The organism is Caballeronia sp. LZ016, from assembly GCF_031450805.1.
GTDB lineage: Bacteria > Pseudomonadota > Gammaproteobacteria > Burkholderiales > Burkholderiaceae > Caballeronia.
Window position 1 is genome coordinate 1,877,364 of record NZ_JARTVY010000001.1, and the last position, 17,641, is coordinate 1,895,004.

A 17,641-nucleotide genomic window follows, 5' to 3' on the forward strand; every position below is an offset into this window, starting at 1 on the left:
TGTCGGCTTCATGGCTGCAAGGCCATTCTGCAAGTGACAATTACACATGACCGCACTCGAAAAGCTGCTCGATACGTTCCGCCACGCCGCCGTCACTGAGCGCGAGAAGGGGACCTATTTCGAAGATTTGATCGTCTGCTATCTGCGGAACGAAGCCACTTACCGTGATCTCTACAGCGACGTGTGGACCTACGCCGAGTGGGCAAAACAGCGGGGACTAACGGCGCAAGACGCCGGTATTGACCTTGTTGCGAAGACTCGCGGCACGGATGAAATCCATGCCATACAGTGCAAGATGTATGCGCCGGACTATAAGGTCCAGAAGGGCGACATCGATAGCTTCTTCACAGCATCAGGTAAGAAGCCCTTCTCGCGACGGATCATCGTCGCCACGACCGATCATTGGAGCGATCACGCTGAAGATGCCTTGCTGGATCAGCAGCCGCCCGTTAGCAAGATCGACTTGACCGCCCTTGAAGAGAGTCAGATCGATTGGTCGAAGTATCAGCCGAAAGCTGCACCGGTCATCAAGGCGAAGAAGGAACTGCGCCCGCACCAGACTAACGCACTGGACGCCGCTGTTCATGGTCTGGCGGACGCTGACCGTGGCAAGTTGATTATGGCTTGCGGTACGGGGAAGACGTTCACCAGCTTGAAGATTGCCGAAACGGTGGCCGGTGCTGGCAAGCGTGTGCTGTTCTTGGTTCCAAGCCTGTCGCTGCTGTCACAGACCTTGACCGAATGGACGCAAGAAGCCAAGACGCCGCTTCATAGCTTCGCCGTGTGTTCCGATAGCGATGTGGGGAAGAAGCGCAAGAAGGAAGACGACGAAGTGAAGACCTTCGTCCATGAACTGCGCTATCCGGCGACCACGAATTCGGCACGACTGGCGGACGAGATGGCGAAGCGTCACGACGCATCACATATGAGCGTCGTTTTCAGCACCTATCACTCCATCGACGTAATCAGCCGCGCGCAGAAAGACTTCAAGCTCGCTGACTTCGACCTGATCGTTTGCGATGAAGCCCACCGCACGACCGGCGCGACCTTCGGTGATGATGACGAGAGCACCTTCGTCCGGGTTCATGACGCGGACTACATCCGCGCCGCCAAGCGTCTGTATATGACGGCGACGCCGCGCATCTATGGCGATTCGGCCAAGGCTACTGCGGAACGTGACAACGTGGCGCTTTGCTCGATGGACGATAAAGCGCTGTACGGCGAAGAACTGTTCGTCATCACGTTCTCGGAAGCCGTCAAACGCGGGCTGCTGGTTGATTACAAGGTGATCGTGCTGGCAGTCGAGGAAGCGCACGTCAGCCGCCGTCTTCAAGACCTGCTGCGCGACGAGAACAACCAATTGAAGGTGGACGACGCGGCCAAGATCGTCGGGTGCTGGAAGGCGCTTTCGAAGCAAGGGCTTACCGAAGACCTGATCGGCGACGGCGATCCGATGAAACGTGCCGTGGCCTTCTGTCAGGTCATTGAGGTTTCGAAGGGTGCGAAGACGCATAAGGTTAGTTCGAAGCAAATCGCCGGAATGTTCCAATCTGTCGTCGAAGCGTATCAGGCAGCAGAAGAGACAGAAGAGTTCGAACAGGCGGCGCGGCTTCGCTGCGAAGCCGAGCACGTCGATGGCGGCATGAATGCCAGCGAGAAGGAAGCGAAATTGGCTTGGCTGAAGGCCGAGACGCCTGAGAATACCTGTCGCATCCTCAGCAATGTGCGCTGCCTGTCCGAAGGTGTGGACGTTCCGGCATTAGATGCGGTGCTATTCCTGACGCCACGTAATTCACAGGTTGACGTAGTCCAGTCCGTTGGTCGCGTCATGCGCAATGCACCGGGCAAGAAACGCGGCTATGTCGTGCTGCCGGTGGTGATTCCTGCTGGCGTCGCACCGCACGAAGCCCTCAACGACAACCAGACTTACAAGGTGGTGTGGCAGGTGCTGCAAGCGTTGCGCTCGCACGATGACCGCTTCGACGCGATGGTGAACAAGCTTGAACTAAACGGGCCGAACACCAGCAAGATGGAAGTCATCGCCATCACCGACAAAATCCAGAAGAAACAGGAGAAGTCGAAGGGGCCGAAGAACAAGGATGCCGGTAAGGGTGGTTTCACTATTGGCGAAGCAGCCAAGAAGCGAACGGCACCGGATCAGGGCGAACTGCAATTCGAGATCGGTGAGATCGAGAAGGCCATCTATGCCAAGCTCGTTCAGAAGGTCGGCAACCGTCACCATTGGGAAGATTGGGCGAATGACATCTCGAAGATCGCCCGGACTCATATCGATCGCATCACCGGCATCATCGAGAACCCTGCCAACGCGAAGGAACGGGATGCGTTCAACGAATTTGCAGCAGAACTGCGTGATGACCTAAACGGCAGCATTACGGATGGCGAAATCATTGAGATGTTGGCGCAGCATCTCATCACGAAGCCGGTATTCGATGCCCTATTCGCAGACTACAGCTTCGCGAAGCACAACCCGATGTCGTTGGCAATGCAGAGCGTGCTGGATGTGCTGCAAGAACACCGGCTGGACAAGGAAGCCGACACGCTGGATCGGTTCTACGAGAGCGTGAAGCTGCGGGCAGAAGGCATTGACAATGCGGCGGGCAAGCAGAAGATCGTCGTCGAGCTTTACGATAAGTTCTTCCGCAATGCCTTCCCGAAGATGACCGAGCGGTTGGGGATTGTCTATACGCCGGTCGAAGTCGTGGACTTCATCATCCACAGCGTCGCCGACGTGCTGCAAGCCGAATTCGGGCAGACCCTTGGTAGCAAGGGCGTTCACATAATCGATCCCTTCGTCGGAACGGGCACCTTCGTAACCCGGTTGTTGCAAAGCGGCCTGATTAAGCCCGAAGAACTGCCGCACAAGTACAAGCACGAAATCCATGCGAACGAAATCGTTCTGCTGGCCTATTACATTGCGTGCATCAACATCGAAGCGGTGTATCACGGCATCGTCGGCGGGAAGTACCAGCCCTTCGAAGGCATTTGCCTGACTGATACCTTTCAGATGTATGAGAAGGAAGACTTGGTGGATGCGCTGCTGGTGCAGAACAGCGCACGCCGTAAGCGCCAGAAGAAGCTGGACATCCGGGTCATTATGGCAAATCCGCCATATTCTATTGGTCAAGGCAGTCAGAACGACAACAACCAGAATATTGAATATCCGCAGTTAGATGACCGTATTCGCAATACATACGTTGAACGTTCGGATGCAGCACTCTCGCGAGGACTTTACGATAGCTACATCCGAGCGATCCGTTGGGCCACTGATCGAATCGGAAATAGTGGCGTTGTCGGATTTGTTACCAATGCAGGTTTCTTGGAGGCTGCATCTGCGGATGGTCTACGAAAATGTCTTGCTGACGACTTCTCAAGCATGTATGTCTTCCATTTGCGCGGTAATCAACGCACTTCCGGTGAACTGTCGCGCAAGGAAGGGGGTAAGATTTTTGGTAGCGGTAGCCGTGCCCCGATTGCGATCTCTATCTTAGTAAAAAATCCGGGTGCCGCGCAGCATGGGAATATTTACTTTCACGATATTGGCGACTACCTAAGTCGCGAAGAGAAGCTGAATAAAATAAGGGATTATTTTAGTATCGAGGGTATCACTAAAGCCAGAGGCTGGCGGACTTTAAGTCCAGATCAGCATGGTGATTGGTTGAATCAACGCGACGATTACTTTGAAGAGTACATTGCTATTGGAGATAAGAAAGGGGCTGTTGCAAAGCTCTTTTCGGACTATTCTCAAGGGGTTGTGACGAATCGTGATGCGTGGGCTTATAACGCATCGAAAAGCCAAGTCGAAAATAATATGAAGAAGATGATCGAATTCTATAATAGGGAGGTCGATCGCTTTGACGTAGCCTGTAGCAAATTTGACAAAAAATCTAGAGAAGCTCAAGTTAACGGATTCATAAATACGGACGCTTCTAAAATTAGCTGGTCTAGAGGCTTAAAGAGTGAATTGGTCAAAGGTAGGAAATACACTTTTGATCGAGATTGTTTGACGGAAAGCATTTATCGCCCATATAGTAAGCAGTGGCTATATCTGAATCGCCAGTTTAATGAGATGATTTTGAAGATGCCACGCATTTTTCCTGCGAAAAATGCCGAAAATCGAGCGATCATGGTTAAAGGTAATTGGGCGATGGGGGATGGCCAAATAGCGTTGATGATCGACAAGGTAGTCTGTTTGCAGCCGGACGGCGGTGCGCAATGCTTTCCATTGTATTTCTATGATGAGGCCGGAGAGGACGATGTCGAGGACCAAGAGCAGCAAGTTGGATTGTTCGATACTCGTAACGAAACAGCGCGCCGCGACGCGTTGACCGACGAGGGGCTGGCGTATTTCCAATCCGTGTATCCGGGCGAACAGATCGGCAAGAACGACGTTTTTTACTACGTCTACGGTTTGCTGCATTCCCAGGACTATCTGGAACGCTATGCCGACAATCTGTCTAAGGAGTTGCCGCGCGTACCATGTATGAAGTCAGCCGCCGACTTCTGGACTTTCTCGAAGGCCGGTCGGAGGCTCGCTGACTTGCACGTCAATTATGAGGCAGTTGAGATGTATCCGTTGCAGATCGAAGGCGGTGGGCTACTACTGACGGATGCCGACTATCGTGTCTCGAAGATGAAGTACGGTAAGAAGGGCAAGGACAAGGACCTCACGACGCTCATCTACAACGATAAGATCACGGTGAAGGGGATACCGCTGGAAGCCTATGAATATGTAGTCAATGGCAAACCAGCGTTGGATTGGGTGGTTGATCGTCAGCAGGTGCGGATCGATAGTGCTAGCGGCATCGTTAACGACGCCAACGATTACGCCATCGAGACAATGAACAATGCACGTTACCCGTTGGAACTGTTCCAGCGTGTCGTGACGGTCAGTCTCGAAACGATGAAGATCGTGAAGTCATTGCCGCCTCTAGACATTCAGGAGCCGGGTCCGACTGTAGATCAGTTAGTCGGGGCGGACGGTGCTTCGGATGCAATGACTGTGTGATCGGCTAGCAACGGTCGGCGACTGCAATCATTTAGGCCCGACCTATTGTTCGCTTGCAGACGGCTGACTTCCCCGATAGTGGGACCCCACTGGTGGAGACACCCACTGGTGGAGACACCCACTGGTGGAGACACCCACTGGTGGAGACACCCACTGGTGGAGACACCCACTGGTGGAGACACCCACTGGTGGAGACACCCACTGGTGGAGACACCCACTGGTGGAGACACCCACTGGTGGAGACACCCACTGGTGGAGACACCCACTGGTGGAGACACCCACTGGTGGAGACACCCACTGGTGCAGACACCCACTGGTGCAGACACCCACTGGTGCAGACACCCACTGGTGCAGACACCCACTGGTGCAGACACCCACTGGTGGAGACACCCACTGGTGGAGACACCCACTGGTGGAGACACCCACTGGTGCAGACACCCACTGGTGGAGACACCCACTGGTGCAGACACCCACTGGTGCAGACACACTGGTGCGGACACCCACTGGTGCATATACCCACTGGTGCAGACCGCCTACCCGTGGTCGAGACCTCCTACTAGTGGTGACGGGCCCCTGCCATAACATTGACCTACCTGATGTCATGGTGATCCGGTCGGCGTGCCGTTGTGCCGCTGGAAAATATTATCGGCGGCATTGCACTAATGTAGCCGACGACTGTAGCCGAATGCTTCCATCTATTGCTACATTCCAAGCCCGTTGACGAAGGCGACGGATTCAGATCGCAGCCCCTCTCACTTGTGTCTGCAATCGCGCTGCATATCGCCCCGTCACGCCTTACGCGGAAACTGCAACACTGTTCCTGTTGGCAAGGTCGGCGACCCGTCAGCGGACTGTTTCTTCAATCGAACTGCGTCCAATGATGAGACGCTTGGTTGGTGACTGAAGAATCCATCCGGCAGTCCGCAAAGCCTTTCGCAATCAGTTGCACCGAATCCCACTGATGCAAGAAGTCCTTCCTTGGTCAGGCCGCCCTCAGACAGAAGTAGATTGGTGGTACGGGGAAGAAGGCGGACCGATTCAAAGCCAAGTCGGTCGTCTAGCGGTTCACCTTTTCGCCAACCGCGTGCGCTGTAGTTCTTCCACAGACGGGTCGCGTAAGCGTCGTCGATGATCTCCAATTGACGGCAACGCATAATCATTGCGGCGACTGACACCTTCCAGCGCAGCTTCAGTGCGAGAAAAGTATCAAGACTAGGTCGGATCATTTCCGCCGCGAACGTTTCAGCGGGCAGCAGAAATGCAGCCGCGAACAGATGTGCTTGCCGTTCGATCTCGGGATACCGCTTCATGAACTCTATGTCATCGATGTCCCGGTGCAGAACCAGATGTCCGAGTTCGTGAGCGGCGTCGAATCTGCTGCGGACACCATTAGCTTTGTCCGCAGCAAGGAATACGTATGGGCGGCCATCGGTTTCGAACCACTTTGACGCGCCATCCATCCGGGTGTAGCCGAGTTCTTCACGAACGCAAATGACACCAGCATTCTCCAACACAAGCACCATATCCGAGATCGGACCAAGGCCAAGATTCCACTGTCGGCGGCATGCTTGCGCCGCTTGTTCGATGTCGGCGTCAGTGATCTTCAAGTGGTCATTCGCGCCGAGGCACGGAATGTTGACCGCAGGCCAATCGACCCACTCCTGAAGGACGAGACTTATCTCATTCAGCCACTTCAGGCGGATGTCAGAGATTGTTTGTGCTTCCTTGGTAACTGCCGCCGTGCTTCTGAAGAAACAGACCTTGTCCCCGTAGTCCGGTAGAGCGGTGAGAAACCATGAAGTCGGCATACCAAGTTCATCGGACAGGCGCTGAAGCGCCTCCGATTCGGGAACTTGATCGCCCTTCTCCCACTTCGAGACGGTACCCGACGACTTCCCCACCTTCGCCGCCAACGCTGTCTGCGTCAGCCCACGGCAAAGACGGGCCTGTATAAGGCGTTCGGGCTGAAAGCCTGAAACTCCAATTCGCATTGTTACTTTTCCGATTCGCCCATGCGGCGCTTCAAGGTAGCAAACGCCAAGTCTGGGACTTCGATCTTCTCTTCTGGGTGGTATGCAGCCATCACATCGGAGACAGGCACGAACAGGTGCCAGTCTGTGAGATTGCTATAAGGCACACCGACCATTACGCCGAAGGGTACCGATTGCGGCTCGCGTCGGTGCGGCTTAACAGCGACGATCAAACAGCCCAAGCCATCGGGAAGCGGTTCTGCATTCCCGGTGAAGAGGTCACGGTTTGCTGGTTCCAGTCGGTCATTGACGGCAGCAATCATCTGGCGATGTTTGGCCTGTCTTGGCGTCCTGTTGTTGAAGGGAACGCAAATCTGACCGAAGCGTATCTCACCGCTGGCGACAAGACTAAAGCGTTCACCTTTAGGTTCGGTGTGCGGGGCAGCGACGACCATCCCGGCAACGTCTGCCGCTTTGCGCAACGCTGCACTCGACCTGTAGTGTTGCAGTTGCGGATGCACCCGGAACCTCTCTGGGTCATCGAACGTAACCGCATGCCGGTGCGCGTCGGAATGACCAGCTTCGATTTCTTCCACAACACGCTGAAAGAATATTGCCGGTGTGCGGGATGCGATGTACTGAATCAGATCGTCTTTCAGAGGACGGCGGACAGCTTGCAGGGTCAAAGTAGGCTCCTACCAACGTGTGATGCGGATTTATTGTGAAAAATTATTCGTTTTGAAGCTGAACGCGAGACAAGTATAGCGTTAACCGGGTGCGATGGTGAAGCCTATGCGTAGACGAGAGATCAGCCCGTCGAGCTTGCGTGTCGGCATGCCGGGAACCCACCGTTTGCTAACAGTGGTCGGACGCAATCCCACGAACCGTTGGAAATATAGGGTTGACAATTTCCGACAGGCGGTGATATTCTGACACCCTTTTCCAACGCCTTCGGGGTGTCTATGGCGATCTTCGGGTACGGTCGGGTAAGCACGCGGGAACAGACAACCGAGAATCAGCGTCTCGAAATCGAGAACGCCGGTTTCAAACTCGATTACTGGTTCACCGACGAAGCCATCAGCGGCAAGACCCATGCGTCGCAGCGCCCGCAGTTCGTCGCGATGTTGGACAAGATCAGGGACGGCGAGACGCTGGTCGTATCTCGTCTCGACAGACTTGGCCGTGATGCCGAAGATGTGCTGCGGACCGTGCGGACGTTGGCCGAACGAAAGATTGAAGTCATCGTGCTTCAACTTGGGAAGCTGGACCTTGGATCGTCTGCCGGAAAGCTAATGCTTACGATGTTATCGGCTGTTGCGGAGATGGAGCGTTCACTGCTTGTCGAACGCACACAAGCCGGACTTACGCGTGCGAAGGCCGAAGGTAAAACCCTTGGTCGGCCATCCAAGACGACGCCAGCGCAACGCGAAGAGATGAAGGGCAAGTACGCTGCGGGCGAGACGGTCAGTGCTTTGGCGCGGACCTACGGCATTTCACGGGCGAGTGTACTGGCGGTGGTGAATCCGCAGTCAGCAGCCGCGCAACCGACGACTGTCTCATAACCCGGCTTCGGCTATCAACTCGGCCAAAGTTATGTCGAGCGCGTTCGCCAGTCTTTTCAGTGTCAATGTAGCGGCGTTGTTGGTGCCACGTTCAACACGACCGACATAGCTTCGATCAACGTCAGCGAGCAGGGCCAACTGCTCTTGCGATAGTTCTTTGGCTTCACGGTGGCGGCGAATCGCTTCGCCGAGCGCGATTAAGGATGGGTCCTTGCTTTGACGGGTGCTAATTGGCATCCCGTCATCGTGTGGGGTAACATCGTCCAGTTCGACGGACCATGGTCACCTTTGAGGTGGAACCAGAAACATTCGGGGGATTAACAATGAGAAAGTGTCCATTCTGTGCAGAAGAGATTCAGGATTTAGCGATCCGATGCAAACACTGCGGCGCAGACATCGCCGCCGCCGTAGCAGCGGCGAAGAGCGCCAAGAATGACCAAGCGGTCAACAACGTTGCTGGTTGGTTCTGGGGCATGGTCGGTGCCCTCGCTTTCGCAGCGTTGGCCTACGGCGCGTACACAGAAGGGTTACGCACGGACATAGCAATCTGTGTTGGCTTTGCGGTCGTCTTCCTGTTCCTAGCCCCAAAGGCATGGCAATTGGGATTTCTCGCTCGCAATGCGGGGCAGCCCGACATCATCCTCGCCAGCAGTGCGGGCGAGTTGGCGAAGCAACGCTTTTACTATGAGTTTGGTGCGCGGGTCTTCTTGACCGGTGGATTGTTCATTGTTCTTTTGATCGGCCTGTACTTCCTTGTGCCGCTTGATCGCATAGTGTTCGGGCCGGGGACTCAGGCCGCTGCATCGTCGGAAGCGAAGCCGTTCTCGGCAAGTGGTACGGCGGAAGCACAAGCAGCCGCCAGTTCGGCGTCCAGTGATGAAGCAGCGAAGGCCGTCGCAGATGGTCAATCGGTGGGCAGTGACGTAGCGACTTCGGCGGCACCAGTACCGGCATCGTCGGACACTGCAACGCAAGCGGCGCAGCAACCGGTGGAACCCGAGAAGGCCGTCAACACATCTCTCGCATCATCGGTACCGACAGCCAATGCAGTAGCGCAGTCGGCATCGACGACGACGCCGCAACAGGATGCAACTGGCACGACGGGTGTTCATCCTAGCTTTGACTGCACCAAGGCATCGTCCGACATCGAGAAGTTGATCTGTTCGACACCCGAGACTGCGGACGCGGATCGGCGTCTGGCTGCCGCTTACAGTGCCGCCCGCGCGAAGTCGAAGGACCCCAATGCCCTGAAGGTAGATCAGCGCAACTGGCTGACGAACGAGCGGAACGCGTGCAGCGATGCGGCATGTCTTCTTCACGCGATGAACGACCGCATCGAACGCCTTTCTTCCATGTAAGCGCAGCACTCGGCGGCTTTAGAATCCCATGCAGCATCAATTCGGGACACGCAGTTTCGTTGCCCGGCTTGGTGCTGTTTTTCATCATCACTAGAACAACGAGAAGGTCCTATATGAACGAGAATAAACGAGCGGGACGCAGTATTCATTCGGGGATGGCAGCGGCGACGGTCGCAGTATCTGCTGTCTTCGCGCTGGCAGCATGTGGCGGTGGCAGTTCGGGCAATAGCACGGCAAGCAATGCGACACCGACTTCGATGGCTGGAACCGTAGCCGTTGGTGGCAGCGTGGTCGGCGCGAATATCACGGTGATCGATTCGACCGGCAAGAGCGTCGCGACGACCAGTGACGCATCGGGCAACTACTCGATGTCGCTGTCCGGCTTGACCGCGCCGCTGTTGATCGTCGCGTCCGATCCCAATGGCGTGCATCCGACTTTGGCTTCAGTAGTTGCCAGCATCCCCAAGGGGACGAGCGCACCAGTGGTCGGAAACGTGACGACCCTCACGACGGCGGTCGCTGCATTACTGACCACCAGTGGCAATCCGCTGGAACTGACCGGCAGCGGTACTCTGTCGTCGCTGGCGCAAACTTCATCGGTGACGGCTGCCGTCTCGAAGCTCAATACAGCCCTGTCGAATATCCTGCCAGCCAATGGCCTGAATGCCGCGTCGTTCCCGGATGGGCAGTTCAAACTCCTCCACCTGTGGGCGGCTAAATTCCCCCAGGCAGGACCAGTGGATTATGCGTCGGATTCCTCAGTGACGGCAAGCCTGGTCGCTGCTTCCCGGAGGCGATAACTCTTTCCTTCAAACTCGAGGAGTTTTGAGCGATGCAGGAGACGGTCAAGAATCGTCGAGGCCATGGTGCTGTCGCGAAGGTAGCGCCCCCAGTCCTGGACGATGCGGTTGGATGTGACGAGAATGCTGCGGCGATGCTTGTATCGTTGGTGAACAAGGGTCTGCAGCAGTTCGGCCGCGGCATCAGGGATGCGTTTGGCGAGGAACAGATCGTCAAGCACGAGAAGTTCGGGCTCAACGAGTGCCTTGAGCAGACGGTCCTGATCGGCCCGCGTTTCCACAGCATAGCCGGCGAACACGGTGTCGGACTCGACGTAGCGCACCTTCCTTCCCTGCAGGGTGGCGTTGTAGGCGATGGCCTTGGCGACGTGGCTTTTGCCGGTGCCCGTTTTTCCTATCAGCAATGCGTTGTCGCTGTCGGCGACGAACTTCAGGGTATGTAACTCGAAGCAAGCCTGACGAGGTACTTTGGGGTTGAAGGACCAGTCGAAGTCACTCAAGGTTTTTCGCTCGTCCAGACCGGACTGCTGATAACGTCGTTCGAGAAGCCTGGATTGCCGCCGATCGAGCTCGTCCTGCAGAATCATGGAGAAGGTTTCGAGGAACGGCTGCTGGCTGGCCTGGGCTTGCAGCACCCTCGTTTCCAGCGTCGCGCTGATGCCAGACAGACGCAGTTCGCGCAGCGCGCGGTCAATTTCAGCGAGGCTCATGCTCAAGAGAGATCTCCGTTGGGTGATGACATGGCGGCGCTATGACTGGCGCCGAGGGTGAACAGGTCGGCATAGTCGTCGCCGTCCCGGATGAGGTGATGTTCTTGAGTCAAGGGCAGTTCGCCCTGGATGGGCGTGTCCAGTTCAGCCAGCGCCTGCTCCAGAAGACGCTCGGTTAGCGCTTTGACCTGCTTGTAGCTGGTCACACCTTCTCTCACAGCGATCTCGCACGCCGAATCGATCAGGCGGCGGGGGTAGCGCCGGGCGAGACCGACGATGCCCCAGAGCTTGCGCTGACCGATTCTCCCTTCCGTATCGAACAGCTGCTGACACAAACGCTCGGCCGACGGCCCGATCGCCTTGGCCTGCAACAAGATGCGGCGCGTTTCCCGGGAGGGATTGAACGGTCGCTCATCGTGCGGCAACACCACTGATCCCGGCTTGTCGGCCAGAACGTGCGTGCGCAGCAATGCCTGTGTCTGGAGGTTGCGGACTTCCAGGCGACGGGCAAACTTGCGTACGAGCACCTGGCTGCCGATGAGAGCCGGTCGGGCGGCGTAGCTGCTGTGATCCACCCGTACGCACGTGTCGTCGCAGACCGTGTAGACCTTGTCGGTGAAGTATTCGAAACTGCGCGTGGGCAAAGCACCTAGATGGGGGCGCTCTTCCTCGAACATCGCCTGAACCTGGCGACGGGTGCTGCCGTGGATCCTTCTGGCCGCCCAGTTCGATTCCCATTGATCAAGGAAGGCGTTTTGCTCCTCGATCGATTCGAATCGTCGCCCCTTCAGGGCCGTGCCCTGAGTGTGCTGGATTGCGTTCTCGACGGTGCCCTTGCGATTCGGATCCCGTACGCGGGCTGGGTCCGCCACCACGCCGTAGTGAGCGAGCATGGCGGCATACACCGGATTGAGCTCCGGCTCGTACAGGTCCGGTTTGACTACGCCTTCCTTCAGATTGTCGAGAACGACGTACTGCGTGACGCCACCAAAGTGGCGCCAGGCCTGCTCGTGCAGTTCAGCCCAGACCTGTTTGCTGGACTTCCACACGACGCGGCGGAAGCTGCGCCGCGAGTAACGCAGCGTCATCACGAACAGCCGGGGCTTGCGGTATCGGTTGGTGCCCGGCACCCTGGTCAGGGCGCCTTCGCCATAGTCAACCTGCGCCTCTTCGCCAGGCATGAAGTCCAGCCGGTCGAACTGGGCCGGCTCGTGCTGACGCATTGTCCGCACGAACCGCTTGACGCTGTCGTATCCAGCGACAAAACCAAATCGGTCCACCAGATCCTGGTAGATGGCCATGGCATTGCGCCGAAGCCGCAATTGAGCCTCTATGAACTCCCGGTGAGGCTCGCAAGCTGATATCTGGCTGCCCTTTGTCGGTGGGCATGGTGGAGGAATTTGCAGCGCGCAGCCGGTGGGCACCGTGGGGGAATTTGCTTGCGCCGCTGCGAATTGCTCCTGGTACTTGCGAATCGTCTTCCGATCAACCCCGGTAACCCGGGAGATTTCCCGCTGACATTTGCCCGCAGCGACGAGTGTGGCGATGGTTGTTTGCAGATGCGGCTTCAAGACGTTCACTCCAGCCACCCCTCTTGTTCATTCTTCGAGAGGTGCAAGGTAACGTCCTGCCAGACCGCGTCAGCATCATGCTCCGCGTGTCTCTAGGTGGGGGATTTTGAGGTGCCCACAGGTGGGGGAATTTGCCCGCCCATCGGGGCGTCGTTCGACCCGGTGGGGACTGCCTTCACGGCGAACCAGATGGGTGCAGATGCCGTGATTGACGCGGTTCAGGTCGTTCCCGCGCCGACCGGTGGTAGCCAGATCATCTCGTCGGCGTCGCCGTCCAGTGGTATCCCGCTGAACCAATCGACATCAGTGTCGTCGCCGTTGGTTGCGCCGCCCGCGTTGGCGTCGTACCTGTCTCAAGTGATGACGGCATTGACGCAGTGCCTTGGAGGATCATCGTCGGCGTGTACTCAAGCCATCGATGCCGACTACAAGGAGAATGGCTTCGCCACGTTCGCGACCGCGCATCCGAAGCTCGTCGCGTCGGGCGTGACCATCGGCACGCCACAAACCCTTGAATTCTTCACCGGAACCGGTGGCGTTCAGGAAGCGCTTGTCTCGATCCCTTACACGACGACCGGTGGCGTGGCAGGTACGGAAGTCACGGTGGTCCAGAAAACGTCGGGTGGCGCGTGGGACATCATCGGCAACCAGCAGCAGTACAACGCAAGCATCTGGTCGTATCTGAGCCGTTGGCAGTTCCTTGATTCCACGGATGCGCCCGCCAGCAGATACGAGTCTGGTCTGAACATCAGCATCCCCGTTGGCGGCGTGAATCCGTCGAATCTCGCATCGGCATCGGTGACTGGTCCGGGCATCATCGGAACGCTGTATCTGGTGCCGCGTGCTGCTGCGGGTAACAGCACATTGGCACTCACGTCCACGGCGCAAGCGAGCGTGCCGACCGGTGGCATGACCTCAACGTCGAATACGAACCTCTATCGTTGGTCGTGGCAGGCTACGCCGGGTGCAACGGCAACGTACACCCCGCCGAACGGGCGACGCGGCTTTTATGCGTCATCGCCGGTCGATCTGTCCACGGTGCCGCAGTTCGCGACCTACACAGTCACGTTCTACGATTCGACCGGTGCGCAGATCGGCCAACCGATGAGTGTCGTGAATACGACGCCGCCAATCAGTGCGGCATCGGGCACGGGCGTCGCATGGCAGACACTGGCGACGAGCGTCCAGAACAGCGTCTTGAGTCCGACTGGCGGATTGGCCGGTGCGCAGTCGTCGGTGGGCCTTCGTGGTCCAATCTCGTCAATAACCAGAACATCGCGCCGCTGGTGTCCAGAACGCAGATTCAGGCCGTACCGGGTACGGGCGTGACGACGGGCGAGGTCGATGGATGGTGGCCGGGACCCGCGACGTTCGCCACTTCGGGCCAGTATTCGTCCACGGTGACGCCGGGTGCTGACCAGTTCGGCGTCCAGCAGTGTTCAGGGTGCGTGTTCCCGGCGCTTCAATCGGGTGGCGCGCGCTTGGCCGAACTTAACTGGAATGTCGGCCAAACGGCGTACTACAACATCTGGAAGTACATCGACTGACGTGACTTGATTGACGGCGGGTGTGTCGTCCGCCGTCCCTTTTTCACGCACGCCGATGTTGACCACTTCGAGGATATTATTGCTCGGGGTCAGGTATTTCGGCGGTTTGCCGGACTTAACGTGATGGACTAAACATCATGAAGTGTGTCGCTGTCGCATTGGCATGTCTTTTCGCGGTGAACTCTTGGGCAGGAGAACCGGAACGACCGGCAAGCACTGTCGTCGCACCATCAAACCAACTGGCAGGCGTACCGACCCGGACAGATGTCACGCAGGGCATTTACGTTGAGACAGCCACGGCGACCCCTTCGTGGGTCGTATTACTGTTCGCCGGTGACGACGGTGCATTACACCTGACCACGAATGGGCCGACGACGCTGCGAGGAAATTTCCTCGTCCGAACGGCTTCGTATTGGGTCCAGCAGGGTGACGCCGCCGTGATGATCGACACGCCGTCCGACTACCCCAAACGGGATCGACGACGGATTTCGTCTTGGAAAGGATGCGCTGCGAGACATCGATGCGGTAATCAACGTGCTGCGGCAGCGGTTTCCATCGGCCAAGATCGCGTTGGTCGGCACTAGCCGTGGAACGGTTTCAGTTGGGAACGCGCTGGCACGTGCGCCTGACCTCGCGGATGCCTTTGTGCTGACATCGCCAGTATCGATTGCGCAGGGCGGCAAGGCAGGTGTTTCGGGCCTTGACGTGGATGGGACCAAGGCACGCGTGCTTGTTGTCTCGAATCGCCATGACGCATGTCCATCGGCGCTGTTTTATGGGGCATCGCATCTCGCTGAGAGAAACCATTTCGACTTCATTGCGGTGGAATCGACGAGCGGTGGCGGCGACCGGCACTCTGATTGCGGCGCACATTCCCCACACGGATTTCTCGGGATCGAGGATGAAGTGCTCGGGGACATTAATAGCTGGCTGGCAGCGGGTGCATCCCGTTAGCGCGTGCTGGCGGGGAGATCAGATGAACAATAACGAAGGGTTTCTCGGGCTGCGCGGATGTTCCGACGCGCGGATCGCCGGGTTGATCGGCTTGCTGGTCGGCGACGCGCTTGGGGTCCCGTTCGAATTCAAGACGCCGAATCTGCTTCCGCCGCGCGAGTTGATTGAGATGACCCCGCCACCGGGTTTTCGGCGCACCCACGCGGGCGTGCCGGTGGGCACTTGGTCCGATGACGGCGCACAGGCGCTTTGTCTACTTGCCAGCCTTCTGGAACGTGGCCGATTCTCGCTGACGGACTTTTCGGACAAGCTGCAAAAATGGCTGAACGACGGGTATATGGCCGTCGATGGTGCAGTGTTCGACATCGGCGTTCAGACATCGCGTGCTTTGGATCGTCTTCGAGACGGTGTGTCACCGCGCGATGCTGGCGGTGCCAACGAACATGACAATGGGAACGGCAGTCTCATGCGTGTCCTGCCATTGGCGCTATGGCACGCGGGACCAGACCGGGCTTTCGTCGGCGCGGCGCATATAAGTTCGTTGCCAACCCATGCACATCCACGTTCGCTAGTTGCCTGTGCATTGTATTCGCTCGTCGCCCGAGCCTATCTCTGGGCAATCGATGAGCCGTGGTCGTGGGCGAGCGAACATCTCGAAGCGGTCTACCAGACATGGTCCGTGGAAAGGAAACCGGACTCAACGTTTCTCGCGGAACTCGATCTGATTCGACGATTCATGAAGACCGAGATGCCGCGCGGTTCAGGCTATGTGCTGGATACCCTGCTATCGGCACGAACGGCACTGGAACAGCCAACTTTCCAAGATGTCGCGAGGACCGCGATCCAGTTCGGTAATGACACTGACACCACTGCCGCTGTGGCATGCGGACTCGCAGGCATCAAGTTCGGTCTCCAAGGCATTCCTGAGCGATGGCTGCAAAGCTTGCGCGGCTACGACATTGTCGAATCGCTACTAACCACGTGGATGAACAGACTTACACCGGAATGGATTGAAGAAGACGAATGGGCTGGCGATGCGGTCGATGAGGTGTCGGCTTTGTTGAGCGGGTCGGGAGTCCGCGAACCGCGTGATTGCCAGCAGTAACTCGGAAGCATCTCGCCCTTGCATCCCGTTGTTGTTGTGTGGTCGCGACGAAAAGGCTTGACATGACGAGAAAATCGTGACCGCAAAGTGACGCTGTGATATAATGACGTTTCTAAAGGTCGCTAAGTATAAGAAACACTTAAAGGCGATTCGAATGACCAGTAGCAATTCAGCGGTTCTTCCTGCCAACGTCGATGACTGGATCGCATGGGTCGATAGCCAGCCAGTAGATGGGTGGCGAATTGTGACCCTTGGGTATCCCCTGTGGACGCAAAAAGAAATGTGGAGAAAGCCAATCGCGCAGACCATGCGTGAGTTGGAACAAACATTTTTGAAGGGAAGTTTGCGAAGGCAAAACGAGAAATCAGGCGCAACAAAACTTCGCAGGGTTGTGGTAATGGGCGGTGATCGTGCCGCTGGCATTGAACTTCACGCCCATTGCCTGATTGATGGTATCGGTGATGATGCTGATTTCGAGAGGCGTCTACGGTCTGCGTGGACGAACAACGTTCGGAAATTTGATACCGCTGAAACCCGCGAGGACAAGATTCAGGTCTTCTCGCGGCCAGCGAAAGCTGGCATCGCGGAATACATGATGTATATGGTTCGGAATGAAGGAAACGATCTGAGATTTGGGGTTGATAAGATCGATATTTCGAACACATACCTTACTCCTTCCACATCCTGACGACTTGAATAACCCGAATCGTGCGTCGTGGTCGGTTTTATCTCTTATATGAAGGCAGCGTCGGCAGCACAGACGCGAAATGTCATTTACGCAGCTAAGGGATGCCGCCGCTGCGTAAACGAAGTTCTAGCCGCATGGTGAAGTCATAGTCACGTCTATAGGATTTGTTCACTCAGTAGTTGACAAGTGAAAAAGGAAGCGAGTGCGTGGTGAATAAACGAATCCGATGACCTGACGATGAACTCATGTAACCGGTATTGCATAAGCCGTGAAAATGCTTAGCAACGGCATAGCCTCATGGGCAGCATGCGGTACGGTCTTGGTAGACAGAGATCGATTGGTACCAACGA

General features: G+C 56.8%; 13 protein-coding genes. 8 read left to right on the top strand and 5 right to left on the bottom strand.

Annotated features, from left to right (window positions below):
- Positions 1-46: 46 nt before the first annotated feature.
- Positions 47-5,026 carry a type ISP restriction/modification enzyme gene (locus P9220_RS08915; protein WP_309764525.1) on the top strand — a complete coding sequence of 1,660 codons (4,980 nt, stop codon included), beginning with the start codon at positions 47-49 and terminating at the stop codon, positions 5,024-5,026.
- A gap of 788 nt (positions 5,027-5,814) precedes the next feature.
- On the opposite strand, the gene P9220_RS08920 is transcribed toward P9220_RS08915, so the two are convergent.
- Both P9220_RS08920 and P9220_RS08925 read right to left on the bottom strand, forming a co-directional pair.
- Positions 5,815-7,017 (bottom strand): XRE family transcriptional regulator, encoded by a 1,203-nt coding sequence (locus tag P9220_RS08920; protein ID WP_309764526.1) that lies wholly within the window; start codon positions 7,015-7,017, stop codon positions 5,815-5,817.
- Between the two features lie 2 nt (positions 7,018-7,019).
- Complete coding sequence (locus P9220_RS08925) at positions 7,020-7,682, bottom strand: hypothetical protein (RefSeq protein WP_309764527.1); 663 nt, start codon at positions 7,680-7,682, stop codon at positions 7,020-7,022.
- A 276-nt stretch (positions 7,683-7,958) separates the two neighbouring features.
- Between P9220_RS08925 and P9220_RS08930 the strand changes: the two genes are divergently transcribed.
- Positions 7,959-8,558 carry a recombinase family protein gene (locus tag P9220_RS08930; RefSeq protein WP_309764528.1) on the top strand — a complete coding sequence of 200 codons (600 nt, stop codon included), beginning with the start codon at positions 7,959-7,961 and terminating at the stop codon, positions 8,556-8,558.
- Here the strand turns inward: P9220_RS08930 and P9220_RS08935 are convergent.
- Entirely contained in the window at positions 8,553-8,795 is a 243-nt protein-coding gene (locus P9220_RS08935; protein WP_076926612.1) for a helix-turn-helix domain-containing protein, read from the bottom strand. The genes P9220_RS08930 and P9220_RS08935 overlap by 6 nt on opposite strands.
- 41 nt (positions 8,796-8,836) lie before the next feature.
- Here P9220_RS08935 and P9220_RS08940 point away from each other — a divergent pair, with 41 nt between their 5' ends.
- Together P9220_RS08940 and P9220_RS08945 are read left to right on the top strand one after the other, a co-directional pair.
- On the top strand, positions 8,837-9,916 hold the full coding sequence (locus tag P9220_RS08940; RefSeq protein WP_309764529.1) for a lysozyme inhibitor LprI family protein: 1,080 nt from the start codon (positions 8,837-8,839) through the stop codon (positions 9,914-9,916).
- A 113-nt stretch (positions 9,917-10,029) separates the two neighbouring features.
- Entirely contained in the window at positions 10,030-10,716 is a 687-nt protein-coding gene (locus P9220_RS08945; RefSeq protein WP_309764530.1) for a hypothetical protein, read from the top strand.
- Here the strand turns inward: P9220_RS08945 and istB are convergent.
- Together istB and istA are read right to left on the bottom strand one after the other, a co-directional pair.
- A complete protein-coding gene (gene istB / locus P9220_RS08950) occupies positions 10,659-11,426 on the bottom strand; it encodes an IS21-like element helper ATPase IstB (RefSeq protein ID WP_309765432.1) in 768 nt (255 codons plus the stop codon). The genes P9220_RS08945 and istB overlap by 58 nt on opposite strands.
- A gap of 2 nt (positions 11,427-11,428) precedes the next feature.
- The gene (gene istA / locus P9220_RS08955; protein ID WP_309764531.1) at positions 11,429-13,006 is read right to left on the bottom strand and encodes an IS21 family transposase; all 1,578 of its coding nucleotides are present in this window, start codon (positions 13,004-13,006) and stop codon (positions 11,429-11,431) included.
- 180 nt (positions 13,007-13,186) lie between these two features.
- On the opposite strand from istA, the gene P9220_RS08960 reads away from it, so the two are divergent.
- The 4 genes from P9220_RS08960 to P9220_RS08975 all read left to right on the top strand — a co-directional run bounded on the left by P9220_RS08960 (position 13,187) and on the right by P9220_RS08975 (position 17,291).
- Entirely contained in the window at positions 13,187-14,326 is a 1,140-nt protein-coding gene (locus P9220_RS08960; RefSeq protein ID WP_309764532.1) for a hypothetical protein, read from the top strand.
- Positions 14,284-14,544: a hypothetical protein gene (locus P9220_RS08965; RefSeq protein WP_309764533.1), complete on the top strand. Its 261-nt coding sequence runs from the start codon at positions 14,284-14,286 to the stop codon at positions 14,542-14,544. The genes P9220_RS08960 and P9220_RS08965 overlap by 43 nt, the downstream gene beginning before the upstream one ends.
- Before the next feature lie 976 nt (positions 14,545-15,520).
- The gene (locus P9220_RS08970; protein WP_309764534.1) at positions 15,521-16,603 is read left to right on the top strand and encodes an ADP-ribosylglycohydrolase family protein; all 1,083 of its coding nucleotides are present in this window, start codon (positions 15,521-15,523) and stop codon (positions 16,601-16,603) included.
- A gap of 154 nt (positions 16,604-16,757) precedes the next feature.
- Positions 16,758-17,291 (top strand): hypothetical protein, encoded by a 534-nt coding sequence (locus P9220_RS08975; protein ID WP_309764535.1) that lies wholly within the window; start codon positions 16,758-16,760, stop codon positions 17,289-17,291.
- The last annotated feature ends 350 nt before the right edge of the window (positions 17,292-17,641 follow it).

Excerpts from the sequence above, each read along its gene's own strand:
- P9220_RS08920 (WP_309764526.1), bottom strand. The coding sequence starts at position 7,017 with ATGCGAATTGGAGTTTCAGGCTTTCAGCCCGAACGCCTTATACAGGCC.
- P9220_RS08935 (WP_076926612.1), bottom strand. The coding sequence starts at position 8,795 with ATGCCAATTAGCACCCGTCAAAGCAAGGACCCATCCTTAATCGCGCTC.
- P9220_RS08915 (WP_309764525.1), top strand. The coding sequence starts at position 47 with ATGACCGCACTCGAAAAGCTGCTCGATACGTTCCGCCACGCCGCCGTC.
- P9220_RS08975 (WP_309764535.1), top strand. The coding sequence starts at position 16,758 with ATGACCAGTAGCAATTCAGCGGTTCTTCCTGCCAACGTCGATGACTGG.
- P9220_RS08930 (WP_309764528.1), top strand. The coding sequence starts at position 7,959 with ATGGCGATCTTCGGGTACGGTCGGGTAAGCACGCGGGAACAGACAACC.
- istB (WP_309765432.1), bottom strand. The coding sequence starts at position 11,426 with ATGAGCCTCGCTGAAATTGACCGCGCGCTGCGCGAACTGCGTCTGTCT.
- P9220_RS08970 (WP_309764534.1), top strand. The coding sequence starts at position 15,521 with ATGAACAATAACGAAGGGTTTCTCGGGCTGCGCGGATGTTCCGACGCG.
- P9220_RS08940 (WP_309764529.1), top strand. The coding sequence starts at position 8,837 with ATGGTCACCTTTGAGGTGGAACCAGAAACATTCGGGGGATTAACAATG.
- P9220_RS08945 (WP_309764530.1), top strand. The coding sequence starts at position 10,030 with ATGAACGAGAATAAACGAGCGGGACGCAGTATTCATTCGGGGATGGCA.
- P9220_RS08960 (WP_309764532.1), top strand. The coding sequence starts at position 13,187 with ATGGGTGCAGATGCCGTGATTGACGCGGTTCAGGTCGTTCCCGCGCCG.